This window comes from Streptomyces sp. NPDC091289, assembly GCF_044757365.1.
In the GTDB taxonomy this organism is placed as follows: Bacteria; Actinomycetota; Actinomycetes; order Streptomycetales; family Streptomycetaceae; genus Streptomyces.
On the sequence record NZ_JBIVUT010000007.1, the window covers coordinates 249,596 to 267,053 of the forward strand.

The following is a 17,458-nucleotide window of genomic DNA, read 5'->3' on the forward strand; positions in this document are numbered from 1 at the left end:
TTCGCAACGAGGCTAGGAGGATGGCTGATACTGGGTCAGACGCGCGTGCCGGGGAGCACCGGGGCACGGGGTCGCACACGCCGTCCCGGGCGGGGCGTGAAGGGGGCGCGCGCGGACCGGTCCCCCCCCGCGTCCTGCTCGGCGCAACCGAGGGCCCTCAGCGCCGCCCGCTCACCTCAGCGCCGCGCGGATCGCCCCGTCGATGCCGGGGAAGGCGAACGAGAAGCCGGAGTCCAGCAGCTTCGCCGGGACCACCCGCTGGCTGCCCAGCACGTCCTCCGCGAACTCCCCGAGCACCAGCCGCAGCGCGGGCGCCGGCGCCGGGAACAGCGTCGGGCGGCGCAGCACCCGGCCCATCGCGGCGGTCACCTCGGCGTTGGTGACCGGCTCGGGACCGGTCAGGTTCACCGGCCCGGTCAGCGACTCGGTGTCCAGGATGTGGCGCAGCGCCGCGACGTGGTCGTGCAGCGCGATGAAGCTCCAGTACTGCCGGCCGTTGCCCAGCTTCCCGCCGAGACCCGCCTTGAACAGCGGGAAGAGCCGCCCCCACGCCCCGCCCTCACGGCCGACGACCAGGCCGGTCCGCGCGTGGACCGTGCGGATGCCCGCCTCCTCGGCGGCGGCGGTGGCCGCCTCCCACTCCTCGCAGACCGAGGGCAGGAACCCGTCCCCGGGCGGCGCGCTCTCGTCCACCGCGAGGTCCCCGGTGTCGCCGTAGAAGCCGATGGCGGACCCGGAGAGCAGAACGCGGGGCGGGGTGTCGAGCGAGGCGACGGCCTCGGCGACGGCGGCGGTTCCCAGGACCCGGCTGTCCCGGATCTCCCGCTTGTAGGCGTCGGTCCAGCGGTGGTCGCCCACCCCGGCCCCGGCCAGATGCACGACGGCGTCGCAGCCGACGAGCCCGGCCACGTCCACGTAACCCCGCTGGGGGTCCCACTCGACCTCGTCGCCGGTTCTGGCGGGCCGGCGCACCAGACGGGCCACCTCGTGCCCGTCGGCGCGCAGCGAGCGCACCAGCGCCGCTCCGATGAGTCCTGACGATCCGCTGACGGCGATACGGGAGCTCGGCATGGGCCCATCCTGCCCCATGAAACGCCTCGAACACCGGGAACACCGCGTGGCACAGTGACCCCATGGCCGCACTCACCCTCCGCCCCGTCCGCCCCGCCGTGCCCGCCGATGACGCCGAGCTCGCCGAGCTCGACCGGTCCACCTGGTCGACGCTGCACGCGGTCCTGCCGAGGCCCGCGCCCCCGTACGACCCCTTTTTCGGGGAGCGGCACCCGCCGGAGGACTTCCTCGTGGTGGAGGCGGAGACGGACGACGGCCGGGCGGGCATCGCCGGGTACGTCCGTATCGTCCCGCCCACCCCGCTCGCCTCCAACGCCCATGTGCGCCAGATACGCGGCCTCGCCGTGGCGACCTGGGCGCGCGGGGCCGGCGTGGGGCGGACCCTGCTGCGGGCCGCCTTCGCCGAGGCCCGCCGCCAGGGCGCCAACCGGGTCACGTTGCGGGTGCTCGGGCACAACGACCCCGCCCGCGCGCTGTACGCCTCTGAGGGCTTCGCCGTCGAAGGGGTGCTGCCCGGGGAGTTCTTCCTGAACGGGCGTTACGTCGACGACGTCTGCATGGGCCGCTCGCTCGGCCCCGCCTGACAACGCCCGAGGTCACCGGGGCCCGAAGCGGTCCCACAGCTCGGGGAAGCGGGCGGCGAGCGCCTCCTCGTCCTCGAATTTCACCGGGGTGCCCAGCGGCTCGGCGGCCTGCGGCGGCAGCCCCAGGTCCGGCGCGACCACGCCGGTGAGCTGCTCGTACGCCTCGTCGGCCGCGTACCCCAGCTCCTCGCCGTCCCCGTCGATCTCCTCGTCGAAGTCCTCCAGCAGCTCCGCCAGGCTGTCCGGATCGTGCAGCGCGCCCTCGAAGACCTCCCGGCCCTGGCCGATCAGCCAGCAGCGGAAGTAGTCGAACGCGTCGTCGCTCGCCCCGCCCAGCAGCACGGCCGCCGCGCCCCACAGGTCCCAGGCGTAGGCGCGGTTGTAGCGGGCCTCGAAGTGCCGGGCGAAGTCCAGCACGGAATCGGGATCGAGCTGCACCAGCCGTTCCACCAGCAGGTCGGCGTGGTCCTCGGGGTCGCCCTCGGCGGCCTCGCGGGTGCTGTCGATGATCTCCCAGAATTCCGTTTCGTCCATCACGGGTCCAGCATCCAGCCTGACGGGGGCTCCCGCACGCGCAGACACCGAATTGAAGCCTTTCAGCGATACATCTCGCGCAGACGTTCGGCGGCCTCCGCGAACCGCAGCCGCAGCGACTCGGGCGCCAGCACCTCCAACTCGGGCCCCAGCGCCAGCAGCTGGCCGTACGCCACATCCAGCGACTCCACCGGCAGCGTGAGGGTGCGCCACCCGTCCGGGCCGGGCTCGGAGGCCTCGGCGAGCGCCGCCGCGGCCGCCGCCCGGTCACCGGTGTACGCGAGCATCCGCGCCCCGCGCCCGGACACCCGTACGGTCACCTCGGTACGCAGCAGGGACCGGGCGAACCCGGCGGCCCGCTCCGCCCAGAACCCGGGCAGGTCGAAGCTCTCGTCCCGCTCGAAGCGCTCATCGGCGGCCTCCACGGCGGTGAAGCGGTCGATCCGGTAGACCCGGAAGTCCTCGCCCGCCCGCGCGCAGAGATACCAGACCCCGGCCTTGAGGACGAGACCGTACGGAGCGAGCTCCCGCGCCACCTCCGTACCTCCGTCGCCCGCCTCGCGGCCCCCGCCCCGGCGGTAGCGGGCCCGCAGCAGCCGGTCGTCCCAGACCGCGTCGGCGATCGCGGGCAGCAGTTCGGGGGTCTCCGGCTCGTGGTACCAGGAGGGCGCGTCCAGGTGGAAGCGGCGGGCGGCGGACGAGGAGGCGTCGCGCAGCGAGGGCAGCAGCGCCGCCGACACCTTGAGGCGGGCCGCCGACGCCGCGTCCTCCAGACCCATCTCGCGCAGCGCGGCGGGCAGCCCGGAGAGGAACAGCGCCTCCGCCTCGTCCCGGGCGAGGCCGGTCAGCCGGGTGCGGTAGCCGCCGACGAGCCGGTAGCCGCCGGCCCGGCCGCGCTCCGCGTAGACCGGGACGCCCGCGTCGGAGAGCGCCTGCGCGTCCCGGGTGACCGTACGCTCCGACACCTCCAGCTCGGCCGCCAGCTCGGCGGCGGTCATCGCGGGGCGGGCCTGCAGGAGCAGCACCATCTTGATCAGCCGGGCAGCACGCATGGGCCCATTGTGGCGGCAGCGGCACGGCCGGGAACGCCGGAACCCCCGGCCGCCGGGGCGGACGCGTTGTCGGACGCGCCCGCCCCGGTGACCGGGGGCTTCAGCTCGGTACGGGAGAGGCTCAGAGGCCGTAGCGCTCCCGGGCCTCCTTGACCGCCGAGGCCGGGACCTCGCCGCGCTTGACCAGCTGGGCCAGCGAGGCCACCACGATCGACTGGGCGTCGACGCCGAAGTGGCGGCGGGCCGCGGCGCGGGTGTCGGAGAGGCCGAAGCCGTCCGTGCCGAGCGAGGACCAGTCCTGCTCCACCCACTGGCTGATCTGGTCCGGGACCTGGCGCATCCAGTCGCTGACCGCGAGCACCGGGCCCGGCGCGCCGGAGAGCGCCTGCGTCACGTACGGGACCCGCACCTCACCGCGGAGCAGCGCCTCGTCGGCCTCCAGCGCGTCGCGGCGCAGCTCGCCCCACGAGGTGGCGGACCAGACGTCGGCCGTGACACCCCAGTCGGCGGCCAGCAGCTCCTGGGCCTCCAGGGCCCAGTGGATCGCCGTGCCGGAGGAGAGCAGCTGGATGCGCGGCGCGTCCGCCTTCGCGGGCGTGCCCTCCTTGAAGCGGTACAGGCCCTTGATGATGCCCTCCTCGACGCCCTCGGGCATCGCGGGCTGGGGCTTCGGCTCGTTGTAGACCGTCAGGTAGTAGAAGACGTCCTCGGCGTCGGGGCCGTACATCCGCCGCAGACCGTCCTTGACGATCACCGCGACCTCGTACGCGAACGCGGGGTCGTAGTTGAGCGAGGCCGGGTTGGTGGCCGCGATCAGGTGCGAATGGCCGTCCGCGTGCTGGAGGCCCTCGCCCGTCAGGGTCGTACGGCCGGCCGTGGCGCCGACGATGAAGCCCTTGCCGAGCTGGTCGGCGAGCTGCCACATCTGGTCGCCGGTCCGCTGCCAGCCGAACATCGAGTAGAAGATGTAGAACGGGATCATCGTCTCGCCGTGCGTCGCGTACGACGTGGCGGCGGCGATGAAGTCGGCCATCGCCCCGGCCTCGGTGATCCCCTCGTTGAGGATCTGGCCGTCCTTGGCTTCCTTGTAGTACATCAGCTGGTCGCGGTCGACCGGGTCGTACGTCTGGCCCAGCGGCGAGTAGATGCCGGCGGACGGGAAGAGCGACTCCATACCGAAGGTACGGGCCTCGTCCGGGACGATCGGGACCCAGCGTTTGCCGGTCTCCTTGTCCCGCATCAGGTCCTTCACCAGGCGGACGAACGCCATGGTGGTGGCCATCTCCTGCTTGCCGGACCCCTTGTACAGGGCCTTGAACGCGCGCTCCTCGGGCTGCGGCAGCGGAGCGGAGGCGTGCATCCGGCGGGCCGGGGCGGGGCCGCCGAGGGCGGCGCGGCGCTCCTGGAGGTAGCGGACCTCGGGGGAGTCGACGCCGGGGTGGCCGTAGGGGACGAGACCGTCCTCGAAGGCGCTGTCGGGGATCGGGAGGCCGAGCAGCTCGCGCATGCCCTTGAACTCGTCGATCGACAGCTTCTTCATCTGGTGGTTGGCGTTCTTGGACTCGAAGCCCTTGCCGAGTGTGTAGCCCTTGACCGTCTGGGCCAGGATCACGGTCGGCGCGCCCTTGTGCTCCACGGCCGCCTTGTACGCCGCGTACACCTTGCGGGCCTCGTGGCCGCCGCGCGAGGTGTAGAAACACTCGCCGATCTTCGCGTCCGTGAGCAGCTTCGCCAGCTCGGCGAGCGCGGGCTCGGCACCGAAGAAGTGCTCGCGGATGTAGGCGACGTCGCGGGTGGCGTACGTCTGGAACTGCGCGTCCGGGACCTCGCGGAGGCGGCGCAGCAGCGCGCCCGTGGTGTCCAGCTGGAACAGCTCGTCCCAGGCGTTGCCCCAGAGCGTCTTGACGACGTTCCAGCCGGCCCCGCGGAACTGCGCCTCCAGCTCCTGGACCACGCGGAAGTTGGCGCGGACCGGGCCGTCGAGGCGCTGCAGGTTGCAGTTGATGACGAAGGTCAGGTTGTCGAGCTGCTCACGGGCCGCGAGGGCCAGGGCGGCGGTCGACTCGGGCTCGTCCATCTCGCCGTCGCCCAGGAAGGCCCAGACGTGCGAGTTGGCGGTGTCCTTGATGGAGCGGTTCGTCAGATAGCGGTTGAAGCGCGCCTGGTAGATGGCCGAGAGCGGGCCGAGGCCCATCGACACGGTGGGGAACTCCCACAGCCAGGGCAGCCGCCGCGGGTGCGGGTAGGAGGGCAGGCCCTCGCCACCGGACTCCTGGCGGAAGTGGTCGAGCTGCTGCTCGCTGAGGCGGCCGTCGAGGAAGGCGCGGGCGTAGATGCCGGGGGAGGCGTGGCCCTGGATGTAGAGCTGGTCGCCGCTGCCGTCCCCCTCCTTGCCGCGGAAGAAGTGGTTGAAGCCGGTCTCGTAGAGCCAGGCCGCCGAGGCGAAGGTGGCTATGTGGCCGCCGACCCCGAACCGCGAGCCACGGGTGACCATCGCGGCCGCGTTCCAGCGGTTCCACGCGGTGATCTTCGACTCCAGCTCCAGATCGCCGTCGAACGCGGGCTCGGCGGCGGTCGGGATGGAGTTGACGTAATCGGTCTCCAGCAGCTTGGGCAGCGCGAGACCGGCGCCCTCGGCGTGCTGCAGCGAGCGGCGCATCAGGTACGCGGCACGGTGCGGGCCGGCGGCCTGGGTGACGGCGTCCAGGGAGGCCGCCCATTCGGCGGTCTCCTCGGGGTCACGGTCCGGGAGCTGGTCGAGCTCGCTCGGAAGCTTTCCTACGGGGTCGGTCATGATCGCCGCCTTCCGGAGAGGAGGGGGGTGGAGAAGGCTCTATCTGGCAGGACAGAGCGATGGGGCCGGTGGGCCCGCGAGATGAACTGTAAGGCGCTGATCGATGATCGATCAAAGGATTGAAGGCAAAACTTCTCGATACGAAGAAAAGTGGCATGGGGTGCCTCGAAACAGGGCACGGAGTGACGCGAAATAGCGTGCAAATAGGGCGCTGACCTGCACGGAAGAGCAGGCCGAGCGCCAGATGATCGGAGCCCGCGGAAGGAGTCCGCAGAAGGAGTCCGCGGAGGTGTCAGGCCCGGGGCGCGCAGCCCAGCACATGCGCCTTCACCAGGGCCCCGATCCCCGGGTCCTCGGCGAGGAACGCGTCGATGAGCGCCTGGTGCTCCTCCGCGTACGACTTCTGCACCGTGCCCAGCCAGCGGATCGACAGGGCCGTGAACACCTCGATGCCCAGCCCCTCCCAGGTGTGCAGCAGCACCGCGTTCCCGGCGGCCCGCACCATCTCCCGGTGGAAGCCGACCGTGTGCCGCACCTGCGCCTCGCCGTCGGCCAGCCGGTCCGCCTCGTACAGCGCGGCCACGTGCGGGGCCAGCGCCGAGCAGTCCTGGCCGAGCCGGGGGGCCGCCAGCTCCGCCGCGATCTGCTCCAGGCCGGCCCGGACCGGGTAGCTCTCCTCCAGATCGGCGGCGGTGAGGTTGCGGACCCGGACGCCCTTGTTGGGGGCCGACTCGATCAGCCGGAGCGTCTCCAGCTCGCGCAGCGCTTCGCGCACGGGCGTCTGGCTGACCTCCAGCTCGGTGGCGATCCGCCGCTCCACGATCCGCTCGCCCGGCTTCCAGCGCCCGCTGACGATCCCCTCCACGATGTGCTCGCGGATCTGTTCGCGCAGCGAGTGGACGACGGGCGGGGTCATGGAGGGCTCCTTCAGGGCAGACCGGTGCTGCCTACATCATCACGGCGGCGAGGGCGGCCGGTGGTGTTTAGACAATACGGCGGCGCCCCCGCCCGGATCAGTTCCGGACGGGGGCGCCGCTGGTGAGGCTGGTTACAGCGGGAGCGTTCAGAGGCCGAGCTCGACCTCGAACTCACCGGCCTCCAGGATCGCCTTGACCGTGGTCAGGTAGCGGGCGGCGTCCGCGCCGTCCACCAGACGGTGGTCGTAGGAGAGCGAGAGGTACGTCATGTCGCGCACCGCGATGGTCTCGCCGAGGTCCGGGTGGTCGATGACCACCGGACGGCGGACCGTCGCACCGATGCCCAGGATGGCGGCCTGGTTCGGCGGCACGATGACCGTGTCGAACAGGGCGCCGCGCGAACCGGTGTTGCTGATGGTGAAGGTGGCACCGGACATGTCGTCCGGCGTCAGGCCGCCACCGCGCGCCTTGCCCGCGAGCTCCGCGGTCTTCTTGGAGATACCGGCGATGTTCAGGTCGCCCGCACCCTTGATGACCGGGGTCATCAGGCCCTTCTCCGCGTCCACGGCGATGCCGATGTTCTCCGCGTCGAAGTACGTGATGGTGCCCTCGTCCTCGTTGATCCGGGCGTTGATGACCGGGTGGGCCTTCAGCGCCTGGGCCGCCGCCTTCACGAAGAACGGCATCGGGGACAGCTTGACGCCCTCACGGGCGGCGAAGGAGGCCTTCGCCTGGTTGCGCAGCTTCATCAGCTTGGTGATGTCGACCTCGAGGACCGAGGTCAGCTGGGCCTGCGAGTGCAGCGCCTTCATCATGTTCTCGCCGATGACCTTGCGCATGCGGGTCATCTTGACCGTCTGACCGCGCAGCGGCGACGCCTCCAGCTTCGGCGCCTTGGCGGCGGCCGGAGCAGCTGCCGGGGCGGCCGGAGCGGCTGCGGCGGCCTTGGCGGCCTCCGCGGCGGCGACGACGTCCTGCTTGCGGATACGGCCACCGACGCCGGTGCCCTTGACCGCGCTCAGGTCCACGTTGTTCTCGGACGCGAGCTTGCGGACCAGCGGCGTGACGTACGCGCCGTCGTCACCGGAGGGCGCGGCCGGAGCGGCCGGCACCGGGGCGACGGGGGCGGGCTGCGCCGGAGCCGGGGCCGGGGCGGCCGGAGCCGCCGGGGCCTGGACCGGAGCCGGAGCCGGAGCGGCCGGTGCCGGAGCGGCGGGGGCCGGGGCGGGAGCCGCGGGGGCCTCCTGCTTCGGGGCCTCCTGGGCCGGGGCGGCGGGCTGCGCCGGAGCGGCGGCCGGAGCCGCGCCCGGGGCGCCGATGACGGCGAGCTTGGCGCCGACCTCGGCGGTCTCGTCCTCGCCGACCACGATCTCCAGCAGCACACCGGCGACCGGGGCGGGGATCTCGGTGTCGACCTTGTCCGTGGAGACCTCGAGCAGCGGCTCGTCCTCGGCCACCTCCTCGCCGACCTCCTTGAGCCAGCGGGTGACGGTGCCCTCGGTGACGCTCTCGCCGAGCGCCGGGAGGGTGACGTCGGTGCCGGACGCGCCACCGGCCGGGGCGGCGGCCGGAGCCGGAGCCTCGGGAGCCGGAGCGGCGGGGGCCTCGGCGGCCGGGGCCGGAGCCTCGGCCGGGGCGGCGGGTGCCTCGGCGGCGGGGGCCGCTGCCTCGGCCGGAGCGCCGGAGCCGTCGTCGATGACGGCCAGCTCGGCGCCGACCTCGACGGTCTCGTCCTCGGCGACCTTGATGGAAGCCAGCACACCGGACGCGGGGGCGGGGATCTCGGTGTCGACCTTGTCGGTCGAGACCTCGAGCAACGGCTCGTCGGCCTCGACGCGCTCGCCCTCGGCCTTCAGCCAACGGGTGACAGTGCCCTCGGTGACGCTCTCGCCGAGCGCCGGAAGGGTTACGGAAACCGACATGGTTTCAGTTGCTCCTTACGAAAATGCGGAAGTGGTCGGTCGTCGCGCCCGGGACCGGGGGATCAGTCGTGGGCGTGGAGAGGCTTGCCGGCCAGTGCCAGGTGAGCCTCGCCCATCGCCTCGTTCTGCGTCGGGTGTGCGTGGATGAGCTGGGCGACCTCGGAGGGCAGCGCCTCCCAGTTGTAGATCAGCTGGGCTTCGCCGACCTGCTCGCCCATACGGTCGCCGACCATGTGGACGCCGACCACGGCACCGTCCTTGACCTGGACGAGCTTGATCTCGCCCGCGGTCTTCAGGATCTTGCTCTTGCCGTTGCCCGCGAGGTTGTACTTGAGGGCGACGACCTTGTCCGCGCCGTAGATCTCCTTGGCCTTGGCCTCGGTGATACCCACGGAGGCGACCTCGGGGTGGCAGTACGTCACCTTGGGCACGCCGTCGTAGTCGATCGGGACGGTCTTCAGACCGGCCAGCCGCTCCGCCACCAGGATGCCCTCGGCGAAGCCGACGTGGGCGAGCTGGAGGGTCGGGACGAGGTCGCCCACGGCCGAGATCGTCGGGACGTTGGTCTGCATGTACTCGTCGACCAGGACATAGCCGCGGTCCATCGCGACGCCCTGCTCCTCGTAACCGAGGCCCTGCGAGACCGGGCCGCGGCCGATCGCGACCAGCAGCACCTCCGCCTCGAAGGTCTTGCCGTCGGCGAGCGTCACGCGGACGCCGTCCTGGGTGTACTCGGCCTTGTCGAAGAAGGTGCCGAGGTTGAACTTGATGCCGCGCTTGCGGAACGCGCGCTCAAGAAGCTTGGAGCTGTTCTCGTCCTCGACCGGGACGAGGTGCTTGAGGCCCTCGACGATGGTGACCTCGGTGCCGAACGACTTCCACGCCGAGGCGAACTCGACGCCGATGACGCCGCCGCCCAGCACGATCGCGGACTTCGGCACGCGGTCCAGCTTCAGCGCGTGGTCCGAGGAGATGATCCGGTTGCCGTCGATCTCCAGGCCGGGCAGCGACTTCGGCACGGAGCCGGTCGCCAGCAGCACGTGGCGGCCCTGGACACGCTGGCCGTTCACGTCGACGGAGGTGGGGGAGGAGAGCTTGCCCTCACCCTCGATGTAGTGGACCTTGCGCGAGGCGATGAGTCCCTGGAGACCCTTGTACAGGCCCGAGATCACCTCGTCCTTGTACTTGTTGACGGCCTCCATGTCGATGCCCTCGAAGGTCGCCTTCACGCCGAACTGGGCCGACTCGCGGGCCTGGTCCGCGATCTCGCCCGCGTGCAGCAGTGCCTTCGTGGGAATGCAGCCGTTGTGCAGGCAGGTGCCGCCGACCTTGCCCTTCTCGATCAGGGCGACGTCCAGGCCCAGCTGCGCTCCGCGCAGGGCCGCGGCGTAACCGCCACTGCCACCGCCGAGGATCACTAGGTCGAAAACGGTGCTGGCGTCGTTCGCCACGTCACGTCCTCCATGCATGTGCGCCGTACGCCGGGCCCCGTCGCTGGGGTGTGACCGGCCGGTCGGCTGGTGTGCGGCCGCTTTTGTCTTCGGCCCTGTGGTGGGGGCCCTGTCCTGCCGAGAACCCATCTTCGCACTTGTCGACGGTGGGCGGGACGCGGGGCCCGGGTCCGGGACGGATGATCGTCCGTCCCGGTGGGTTACTGCTGCGTAGATACCTACGGATCCGGCCGGTGTTCGTCGAGAGCGAAACCCGTTCGCCCGCCGCCGCTCATCGGCCCTCCGTCGCTCATCCTTGCCGCTTCCGCTCCGAGAACACGTACGGCCCCGGACCTATGCCCGGGGCCGTACGTGACATCGGCGGCTCCGGCTCAGCCGAGGTCGCCGTCGGCGGTGCGCTCGGCGAGCCGCACCAGGGTGCGGACCGCGGAGCCGGTGCCGCCCTTGGGCGTGTAGCCGTACGGCGCGCCCTCGTGGAAGGCGGGGCCCGCGATGTCCAGGTGCGCCCAGGCGATGCCCTCGCCCACGAACTCCTTCAGGAACAGGCCGGCCACCAGGCCGCCGCCCATCCGCTCGCCCATGTTGGCGATGTCGGCGGTGGGGGAGTCCATGCCCTTGCGCAGGTCGGCGGGGAGCGGCATCGGCCACGAGGGCTCGCCGACCTCCTCGGCGATCTCGTGGATCGACGTGCGGAAGGCGTCGTCGTTGGCCATCACACCGAAGGTGCGGTTGCCGAGCGCCAGCACCATCGCGCCGGTCAGGGTCGCCACGTCGACGATCGCGTCCGGCTTCTCCTCCGAGGCGCGGGTCAGCGCGTCGGCCAGGACGAGCCGGCCCTCGGCGTCGGTGTTGAGGACCTCGACGGTCTTGCCGCTGTACATGCGCAGCACGTCACCGGGGCGGGTGGCGTTGCCGGAGGGCATGTTCTCGGCCAGCGCCAGCCAGCCGGTGACGTTGACCTTCAGGCCCAGACGGGCGGCCGTGACGACGGCGGCGAACACGGCGGCGGCGCCGGCCATGTCGCACTTCATCGTCTCGTTGTGGCCGGCCGGCTTGAGCGAGATGCCGCCCGAGTCGTAGGTGATGCCCTTGCCCACCAGGGCCAGGGTCTTCTCCGCCTTGGGGTGCGTGTAGGCGAGCTTCACCAGGCGCGGGCCGCGCACGGCGCCCTGGCCGACACCGAGGATGCCGCCGAAGCCGCCCTTGACGAGGGCCTTCTCGTCGAGGACCTGGACCTTGACGCCGTGCTCCTTGCCCGCGGCGGTGGCCACGGCGGCGAAGGACTCGGGGTACAGGTCGTTCGGCGGGGTGTTGATCAGGTCGCGGGCCCGGTTGATCTCCTCGACCAGGGCCAGGGCGCGCTCGATGGCCGCCTTGTAGGCCTTGTCGCGCGGCTTGGCGCCGAGCAGGGCCACCTCGGCCAGCGGCTGCTTCGGGCCACTGTCCTTGGACTTCGCGTCCTTGGGGGCCAGCTTGTTCTCGCCGCCCTGGTAGGCGGTGAAGGCGTACGACCCGAGAAGCGCGCCCTCGGCGACGGCGGCGGCGTCCTCGACGGAGGCGGCGGGCAGCGCGAAGCCGGCCTTCTTGGAGCCGGTCAGCGCACGGGCCGCGGTGCCCGCCGCGCGGCGCAGCGCCTCGGCGTCGTACGCGTCCTCCTTGTCCGGGACCGGACCGAGACCGACCGCGACGACGACCGGGGCCTTGAGGCCGGACGCGGCGGGCAGCTTGGTCAGTTCGCCCTCGGCACCGGTGGCGCCCAGGGTCGCGAGGACGGCGGCGAGCTTTCCGTCGAACGCCTTGTCCACGGCCTCGGAGCCGGGCGCCAGGACCGGTCCCTTGACGCCCTTGGCGACGCCGACGACGAGTGCGTCGGCGCGCAGCGTCGCCGCACCGGCAGTGCTGAGAGTGAGAGCAGTCACGGTGGTGAAATCTCGCTTCCGTTGAGTTCTGTTCGGTCGAGGGGTGGGCCGACCGTGCCCGGCGCATCGTAGACGCCCCGACGATGTGCCGGGAATGAGCCTACGCGCGCGGTTCCTGCTCCGTGACGGCGGCGGGCCGTTCCGGACCGCTAAGGCGGTCGGTTCCGGCTGATGCGACGGCTGATGCGGTGGTCGGTACGGCGGTCGGTACGGCGGTCGCCCCGGTCCTGCGGCGCCGTCAGGTCCCGAGCGCCAGCACCACCAGGGCCGCCGTCGCCGCGGTCTCCTCGACGCCCCCGAAGACGTCCCCGGTGACCCCGCCGAACCGCCGTACGCAGTGCCGCAGCAGCAGTTCGGCGGCGGCGAGCGCGCCGAGCACCGCGAGCGCGTGGTGCAGCGCCGCGTACGAGCCCAGCAGCGCGCCCGCCGCCGCGCACAGCGCCACCGTCACCACCGCCGCGAGCAGCGCCCGCCCGGCCGGCACCGTGGACGCCACCGTCGCCCCGAGCCCCTCCGGCCGGGCCGCCGGGACGCCCTGACGGGACGCCAGGGTCAGCGCGAGCCGAGCGGCGACGCCCGCGACGACGGCCCCGAGCGCCCCGTGCGCCCAGCCCTCCCCGTACAGCTCGAAGAGGACCGCGACCTGGGCCAGCAGGACCAGGAGCAGCGTGATGACACCGAACGGCCCAATGTCGGACTGCTTCATGATCCGCAGCGCGTCCTCGGCCGGCTTCGCGCTGCCGAGTCCGTCCGCCGTGTCCGCCAGGCCGTCCAGATGCAGCCCCCGGGTGAGCGCGGCGGGCACCGCGACGGAGGCCACCGCGGCGAGCAGCGGCCCCGAGCCGGCCAGCAGCGACAGTGCGCCGAGGGCGGCGGCGAGCAGCCCCACGACGAGCCCGGCGAGCGGGGCGCAGAGCATCCCGGAGCGGGCGGTCGCGCGGTCCCATCGGGTCACGCGGACGGGCAGCACGGTCAGGGTGCCGAAGGCGAAACGTACGCCGTGGCTGTTCAGGGAGGTCACCGCGCGCAGGCTAGCCGCCGACGCCCGCCGTTAGATTGGCCGAAACGCGGCAAATCATGGTGAAACGGGATGTCCGGATGTATCGGGAGTGGGTGGCATGGGTCACTGGTGGCACGACAACATCGCGGAGCCGGGCAAGGTGCCCCTGCTCCTCGCACTGGCCGCCTTCGTCCTGACCTTCGCGATCACCCGCACCATCACCCGCATGATCCGCGCGGGGAAGGGCCCGTTCCGCAACATCACCCCGGGCGGCGTGCACATCCACCACGTGGTGCCCGGGGTCGTGCTGTCCGTGATCGGCGGGTTCGGTGCGGTGGCCAGCGGGCGGCACGGTGTGGCCGCCGGGGTCTGCGCGGTGATCTTCGGGGTGGGGGCCGGCCTGGTGCTGGACGAGTTCGCCCTGATCCTGCATCTGGACGACGTGTACTGGACCGAGGAGGGTCGCCAGAGCGTGGAGGTGGTCGTGCTGACCGTCTCCCTGGTGCTGCTGGTCCTGGCGGGCTTCTCCCCGCTCGGCGTCGACGACGTCAGCGACCAGGAGGAACAGGGCCGGTTCGGCGTCATCACGACGTACGTCGTCAACTTCTGCTTCGTCCTGATCGCCCTGTTCAAGGGCAAGGCGCGGATGGCGGTGCTCGGCACCCTCGTTCCGTTCGTCGCGCTCATCGGCGCGATCCGGCTGGCCCGCCCCACCTCGCCCTGGGCCAGGCGCTTCTACCGCCACCGCCACCGGGCCCGCTCCCGGGCGCTGCTGCGGGCCTACCACCACGATGTGCGCTGGGTCGGGCCGCGCCGGAAGTTCCAGGACCTCATCGGCGGCGCCCCGGACCGGACCCCGCTGCCGCCCGCGCCCAGGTCCTGAGCGCCGCGCCGCCGCCCGCGCCACTCCCGTACGCCGCACACCACCAGGACGACGGCGATGGCGGCCAGATGCTCACGGCCCGCCAGGTTGTCCTTGACGAGGACCTCCACCACCATCGCGAGGATGACCAGGGCCCCGGTGAACCAGGCGCGTTGCTGGTGACAGACGTACACCGCGATCCCCACGACCGCCGCCGAGGGGCCGGTGTCCACCACCTGCGCGTCGGATGCGGGCAGCCCGAGGAACGTCCCGGGACCGAGCGCGATGCCGATCCGGGCGTACAGCGTCCCCGCCAGCGTCGCGGCATACGCCATCGCGAGCGTGCGCCACCGCCCCAGGCACACCTCCGCGATGCCGAAGACCAGCAGGATCTGGGCCAGCGCGCCCCACACCGGCAGGTCGAGCGCGGGCACGAACAGTGACAGCGGGGTCCGCAGGAGGGCGAGCCAGAGCGGGTCCTCGGCCCGTACGGCTCCGAGGTTCTGCACCGGCCGGTAGCCCCACGCCTGGTTCTGCACCACCTGAATGGTCGCGGTCAGGGCCACCGCGGTCAGCGTCAGCGTGAGCGCCCGCGCCCCGCGTCCGGCGAGTCCCCGCCGTACGGTCGTGCACAGCGGGCCCCACTCCCGTACCGCCGCCCGGCGCGGGGCCGCGGGACGGCTCATCCGCTCTTCTCGAACAGCAGCATGGAACGGGCCCCCGGTCGCTCGGTCGGTATGCGGCACGGCGCGGATGCGCGTCGGGCCGCGGTCGCTCCCGAAGACGGACCGGGGCAGCGCGAAGTTGAGCGGCACCGGAGTGATGCCGATCTCGTCCGCGCGGGGCGGGGCCCGGGGTCTCAGACTCCGTCGAGAGCCGCGGCGTCCGACTCCGCTTCCGACGCCACCGGGGCCTCCGGCTCCTCGTCCGCGGCCTTCTCCGGCTCACGCTCCGGGAGTTCGGCGGCCAGCGCCGCCGCGGCCTGCACCAGGGGCAGGGCCAGCAGCGCGCCGCTGCCCTCGCCCACCGTCACGCCGTGGTCCAGCAGCGGGGTCAGCGCCATCCGGTCCAGCGCCTTCGACTGCGCGGGCTCCCCGCTGACCTGGCCGGCCAGCCACCAGTCCGGAGCCCGGAACGCCGCCCGCTGCGCCACCAGCGCACAGGCCGCCGAGACGACCCCGTCCAGGATCACCGGCATCCGGCGCACCGCGCTCTGCAGCAGGAAACCCGTCATCGCCGCCAGGTCCGCCCCGCCCGACGTGGCCAGCAGCTCCAACTGGTCGCCCAGTACCGGCCGGGCCCGGCGCAGCGCGTCCCTGATCGCCGCGCACTTGCGCATCCACGCCAGGTCGTCGATGCCCGCGCCACCGCGCCCGGTCACCACGGAGGCGTCCGTTCCGCAGAGCGCCGCGACGAGGGTGGCGGCGGCCGTCGTCCCGCCCACGCTGAGGTCGCCGAGCACCACCAGATCGGTGCCGGAGTCCGCCTCCTCGTCGGCGATGGCCATGCCCAGGCGGACCGCCTGTTCGGCCTCCTCCGCGCTGATCGCGTCCTCGACGTCGATCCGCCCCGAACCGCGCCGCACCCGGTGCCGCACCACGGACTCGGGCAGCAGCTCCGGATCGCAGTCCAGGGAGACGTCCACGATCCGCATCGGCACCGAGAAGCGCCGCGCCAGCACCGCGACCGGGCTCGCCCCGTCGAGGGCGGCCCGCACCAGCTCGTACGCGCCTCCCGCCGACCGGCCGGAGACGCCCAGCTCCGCCACCCCGTGGTCGCCGGCGAAGAGCACCAGACGCGGCTGCTCGACGGCCCTGACCGGCACGGACTGCTGCGCGGCGCTGAGCCACTCGCCCAGCTCGTCGAGCCGCCCGAGCGCCCCCGGGGGGACGGTCAGCCGCTCGCGCCGCTCCTCGGCATCGCGCCGTACACCCCCGTCGGGGCGTTGGATCAGGTCGGAGAAGTCGTCCAGGTTCACGGAGGTCTGCCTCGCGGGTCGTCACGTCGGGTCCGGTGCGGGAACCCGGCGGCGGGCCCCTGCCCGGAACAGTACCGGTCGGCCCACGGCAGGAGCCCGGCCACGCGGGGCAGGAGCCCGGCCGCCAAGGGGCAGGAGCCCGGCCACAAGGGGCACGGCCCGGCTCACCCCCGCAGTACCAGCACCTGACCCGCCACCACCAGCAGCACCTGCTCGCACTCGGCCGCCACCGCCGCGTTCAGCCGCCCCAGCTCGTCCCGGAACCGCCGCCCCGCCGATGTCGCGGGAACGACCCCCGACCCCACCTCGTTGGTCACCAGCACCACCGGCCGTCGGGTCCCGCGCACCGCCGCGACCAGCTCCGCGACCCGCTCCCGCAACGCCGCCTCACCCCCGTCGTGCCACCGCTCGTCCTCCCAGGCCCCCACCCGGTCCATCGCGTCGGTCAGCCACAGCGACAGACAGTCGATCAGCAGCGGCGGCCCGTCCGCCGCCAGCAGCTCCGTGAGCTCGCAGGTCTCCTCGGTCCGCCAGGCGCCCGGCCTGCGCTCCCGGTGCAGTCCGACCCGGGCCGCCCACTCCGGGTCGCCGTCGCGGCGGCCGCCGGTCGCCACGTACACCACCTCCGGGAACGTCTCCAGGCGCTGCTCCGCCTCCAGCGACTTCCCCGACCGCGCACCGCCCGTCACCAGCACCCGGCGCGGCACGTCCGGCACCGCGTGGTACTCGCCCACCACCAGCGTCGTCCCGTCCGGCACCGCCCGGGCCCCGGCCGCCGCGAGCCGCCGCTCCAGGGCCGCGCCCGGCGGGGCGTCGTGGTCCAGGTGGACCGCGATCACCTCGGTCGTCGGGCCGACCGCGCCGGCCGCCCGCAGCCGGGCCACCGCGTCGGGCCGGGCGATCACATCGAGGACGACCATGTCGTACGGCGGTTCCGCCCGCCCGTCGAGACCCGAGGGCGCGGCCCCCGGCGGGAGGTAGAGCAGCCGCTCGCCCTCCGGGGCGGTCACCTCGTACCCGGTCCCGGGGGCGTCCATCGCCACCGCCCGCACCCGGTGCCCGCTGATCAGCGTCAACACCTGGCCGTCCGGCACCCGCCCGGCCGGCGGCAGCAGGGCGGGCAGTTCGACGGCGGGGCCGTCGTGCGGGTGGGTCAGCAGCACCTGGCGGACCGCGCCCAGCGAACGCCCCGCACGGGCGGCCGCGAACATCGCTCCGGGGGTGAGGTCCAGCAGCAGCGCGTCGTCGACCAGCAGGGCCGTCGCGGCCCGCGCCCACGGGCCACGGGCCGATGCGCAGGCCGCGCAGGGGCAGGAGGGGCGCGGCAGCCCTTCGGGGGCTCCGGTGCCGAGCAGAGTCAGTTCCACACCTTGA

Annotated in this window: 14 protein-coding genes; 2 read left to right on the plus strand and 12 right to left on the minus strand. The window is 73.0% G+C overall.

Annotated elements, in window-relative coordinates:
• Positions 1–171: 171 nt before the first annotated feature.
• The gene (locus ACIQPT_RS11770) at positions 172–1,071 is read right to left on the minus strand and encodes a TIGR01777 family oxidoreductase (protein WP_401155047.1); all 900 of its coding nucleotides are present in this window, start codon (positions 1,069–1,071) and stop codon (positions 172–174) included.
• 62 nt (positions 1,072–1,133) lie between these two features.
• Here ACIQPT_RS11770 and ACIQPT_RS11775 point away from each other — a divergent pair, with 62 nt between their 5' ends.
• Complete coding sequence (locus ACIQPT_RS11775) at positions 1,134–1,655, plus strand: GNAT family N-acetyltransferase (protein ID WP_401155049.1); 522 nt, start codon at positions 1,134–1,136, stop codon at positions 1,653–1,655.
• Between the two features lie 12 nt (positions 1,656–1,667).
• On the opposite strand, the gene ACIQPT_RS11780 is transcribed toward ACIQPT_RS11775, so the two are convergent.
• From ACIQPT_RS11780 to ACIQPT_RS11815, 8 genes are all read right to left on the minus strand, one after another.
• Positions 1,668–2,189, minus strand: a complete 522-nt coding sequence (locus tag ACIQPT_RS11780; RefSeq protein WP_401155168.1) for a DUF4240 domain-containing protein — start codon at positions 2,187–2,189, stop codon at positions 1,668–1,670.
• Between the two features lie 62 nt (positions 2,190–2,251).
• Positions 2,252–3,241: a helix-turn-helix transcriptional regulator gene (locus ACIQPT_RS11785; protein WP_401155051.1), complete on the minus strand. Its 990-nt coding sequence runs from the start codon at positions 3,239–3,241 to the stop codon at positions 2,252–2,254.
• A gap of 121 nt (positions 3,242–3,362) precedes the next feature.
• Complete coding sequence (gene aceE / locus ACIQPT_RS11790; protein WP_401155053.1) at positions 3,363–6,035, minus strand: pyruvate dehydrogenase (acetyl-transferring), homodimeric type; 2,673 nt, start codon at positions 6,033–6,035, stop codon at positions 3,363–3,365.
• A gap of 292 nt (positions 6,036–6,327) precedes the next feature.
• Complete coding sequence (locus ACIQPT_RS11795) at positions 6,328–6,951, minus strand: GntR family transcriptional regulator (RefSeq protein ID WP_401155055.1); 624 nt, start codon at positions 6,949–6,951, stop codon at positions 6,328–6,330.
• A 147-nt stretch (positions 6,952–7,098) separates the two neighbouring features.
• On the minus strand, positions 7,099–8,874 hold the full coding sequence (sucB, locus tag ACIQPT_RS11800) for a 2-oxoglutarate dehydrogenase, E2 component, dihydrolipoamide succinyltransferase (RefSeq protein WP_401155056.1): 1,776 nt from the start codon (positions 8,872–8,874) through the stop codon (positions 7,099–7,101).
• 62 nt (positions 8,875–8,936) lie between these two features.
• Positions 8,937–10,325: a dihydrolipoyl dehydrogenase gene (gene lpdA, locus ACIQPT_RS11805; RefSeq protein WP_401155058.1), complete on the minus strand. Its 1,389-nt coding sequence runs from the start codon at positions 10,323–10,325 to the stop codon at positions 8,937–8,939.
• Between the two features lie 371 nt (positions 10,326–10,696).
• Positions 10,697–12,244, minus strand: coding sequence for a leucyl aminopeptidase (locus ACIQPT_RS11810; RefSeq protein ID WP_401155060.1), 1,548 nt, complete (start codon positions 12,242–12,244; stop codon positions 10,697–10,699).
• A gap of 238 nt (positions 12,245–12,482) precedes the next feature.
• Entirely contained in the window at positions 12,483–13,265 is a 783-nt protein-coding gene (locus ACIQPT_RS11815) for an adenosylcobinamide-GDP ribazoletransferase (protein ID WP_401155062.1), read from the minus strand.
• Between the two features lie 97 nt (positions 13,266–13,362).
• On the opposite strand from ACIQPT_RS11815, the gene ACIQPT_RS11820 reads away from it, so the two are divergent.
• The gene (locus tag ACIQPT_RS11820) at positions 13,363–14,127 is read left to right on the plus strand and encodes a hypothetical protein (protein ID WP_401155064.1); all 765 of its coding nucleotides are present in this window, start codon (positions 13,363–13,365) and stop codon (positions 14,125–14,127) included.
• Here ACIQPT_RS11820 and ACIQPT_RS11825 read toward each other — a convergent pair.
• The 3 genes from ACIQPT_RS11825 to ACIQPT_RS11835 form a co-directional block, all read right to left on the minus strand.
• Positions 14,025–14,792 carry a hypothetical protein gene (locus ACIQPT_RS11825; RefSeq protein WP_401155066.1) on the minus strand — a complete coding sequence of 256 codons (768 nt, stop codon included), beginning with the start codon at positions 14,790–14,792 and terminating at the stop codon, positions 14,025–14,027. The genes ACIQPT_RS11820 and ACIQPT_RS11825 overlap by 103 nt on opposite strands.
• 173 nt (positions 14,793–14,965) lie before the next feature.
• Complete coding sequence (gene cobT / locus ACIQPT_RS11830) at positions 14,966–16,084, minus strand: nicotinate-nucleotide--dimethylbenzimidazole phosphoribosyltransferase (RefSeq protein WP_401155068.1); 1,119 nt, start codon at positions 16,082–16,084, stop codon at positions 14,966–14,968.
• Positions 16,085–16,248: 164 nt separating this feature from the next.
• Positions 16,249–17,451 carry a bifunctional adenosylcobinamide kinase/adenosylcobinamide-phosphate guanylyltransferase gene (locus tag ACIQPT_RS11835; RefSeq protein ID WP_401155070.1) on the minus strand — a complete coding sequence of 401 codons (1,203 nt, stop codon included), beginning with the start codon at positions 17,449–17,451 and terminating at the stop codon, positions 16,249–16,251.
• Positions 17,452–17,458: the final 7 nt, after the last annotated feature.

What these genes read in the sequence shown, in the direction of transcription:
- ACIQPT_RS11770 (WP_401155047.1), bottom strand. Translation starts at nt 1,071, where the DNA reads ATGCCGAGCTCCCGTATCGCCGTCAGCGGATCGTCAGGACTCATCGGA.
- sucB (WP_401155056.1), bottom strand. Translation starts at nt 8,874, where the DNA reads ATGTCGGTTTCCGTAACCCTTCCGGCGCTCGGCGAGAGCGTCACCGAG.
- ACIQPT_RS11780 (WP_401155168.1), bottom strand. Translation starts at nt 2,189, where the DNA reads ATGGACGAAACGGAATTCTGGGAGATCATCGACAGCACCCGCGAGGCC.
- ACIQPT_RS11775 (WP_401155049.1), top strand. Translation starts at nt 1,134, where the DNA reads ATGGCCGCACTCACCCTCCGCCCCGTCCGCCCCGCCGTGCCCGCCGAT.
- ACIQPT_RS11820 (WP_401155064.1), top strand. Translation starts at nt 13,363, where the DNA reads ATGGGTCACTGGTGGCACGACAACATCGCGGAGCCGGGCAAGGTGCCC.
- ACIQPT_RS11795 (WP_401155055.1), bottom strand. Translation starts at nt 6,951, where the DNA reads ATGACCCCGCCCGTCGTCCACTCGCTGCGCGAACAGATCCGCGAGCAC.
- ACIQPT_RS11825 (WP_401155066.1), bottom strand. Translation starts at nt 14,792, where the DNA reads ATGAGCCGTCCCGCGGCCCCGCGCCGGGCGGCGGTACGGGAGTGGGGC.
- ACIQPT_RS11785 (WP_401155051.1), bottom strand. Translation starts at nt 3,241, where the DNA reads ATGCGTGCTGCCCGGCTGATCAAGATGGTGCTGCTCCTGCAGGCCCGC.
- aceE (WP_401155053.1), bottom strand. Translation starts at nt 6,035, where the DNA reads ATGACCGACCCCGTAGGAAAGCTTCCGAGCGAGCTCGACCAGCTCCCG.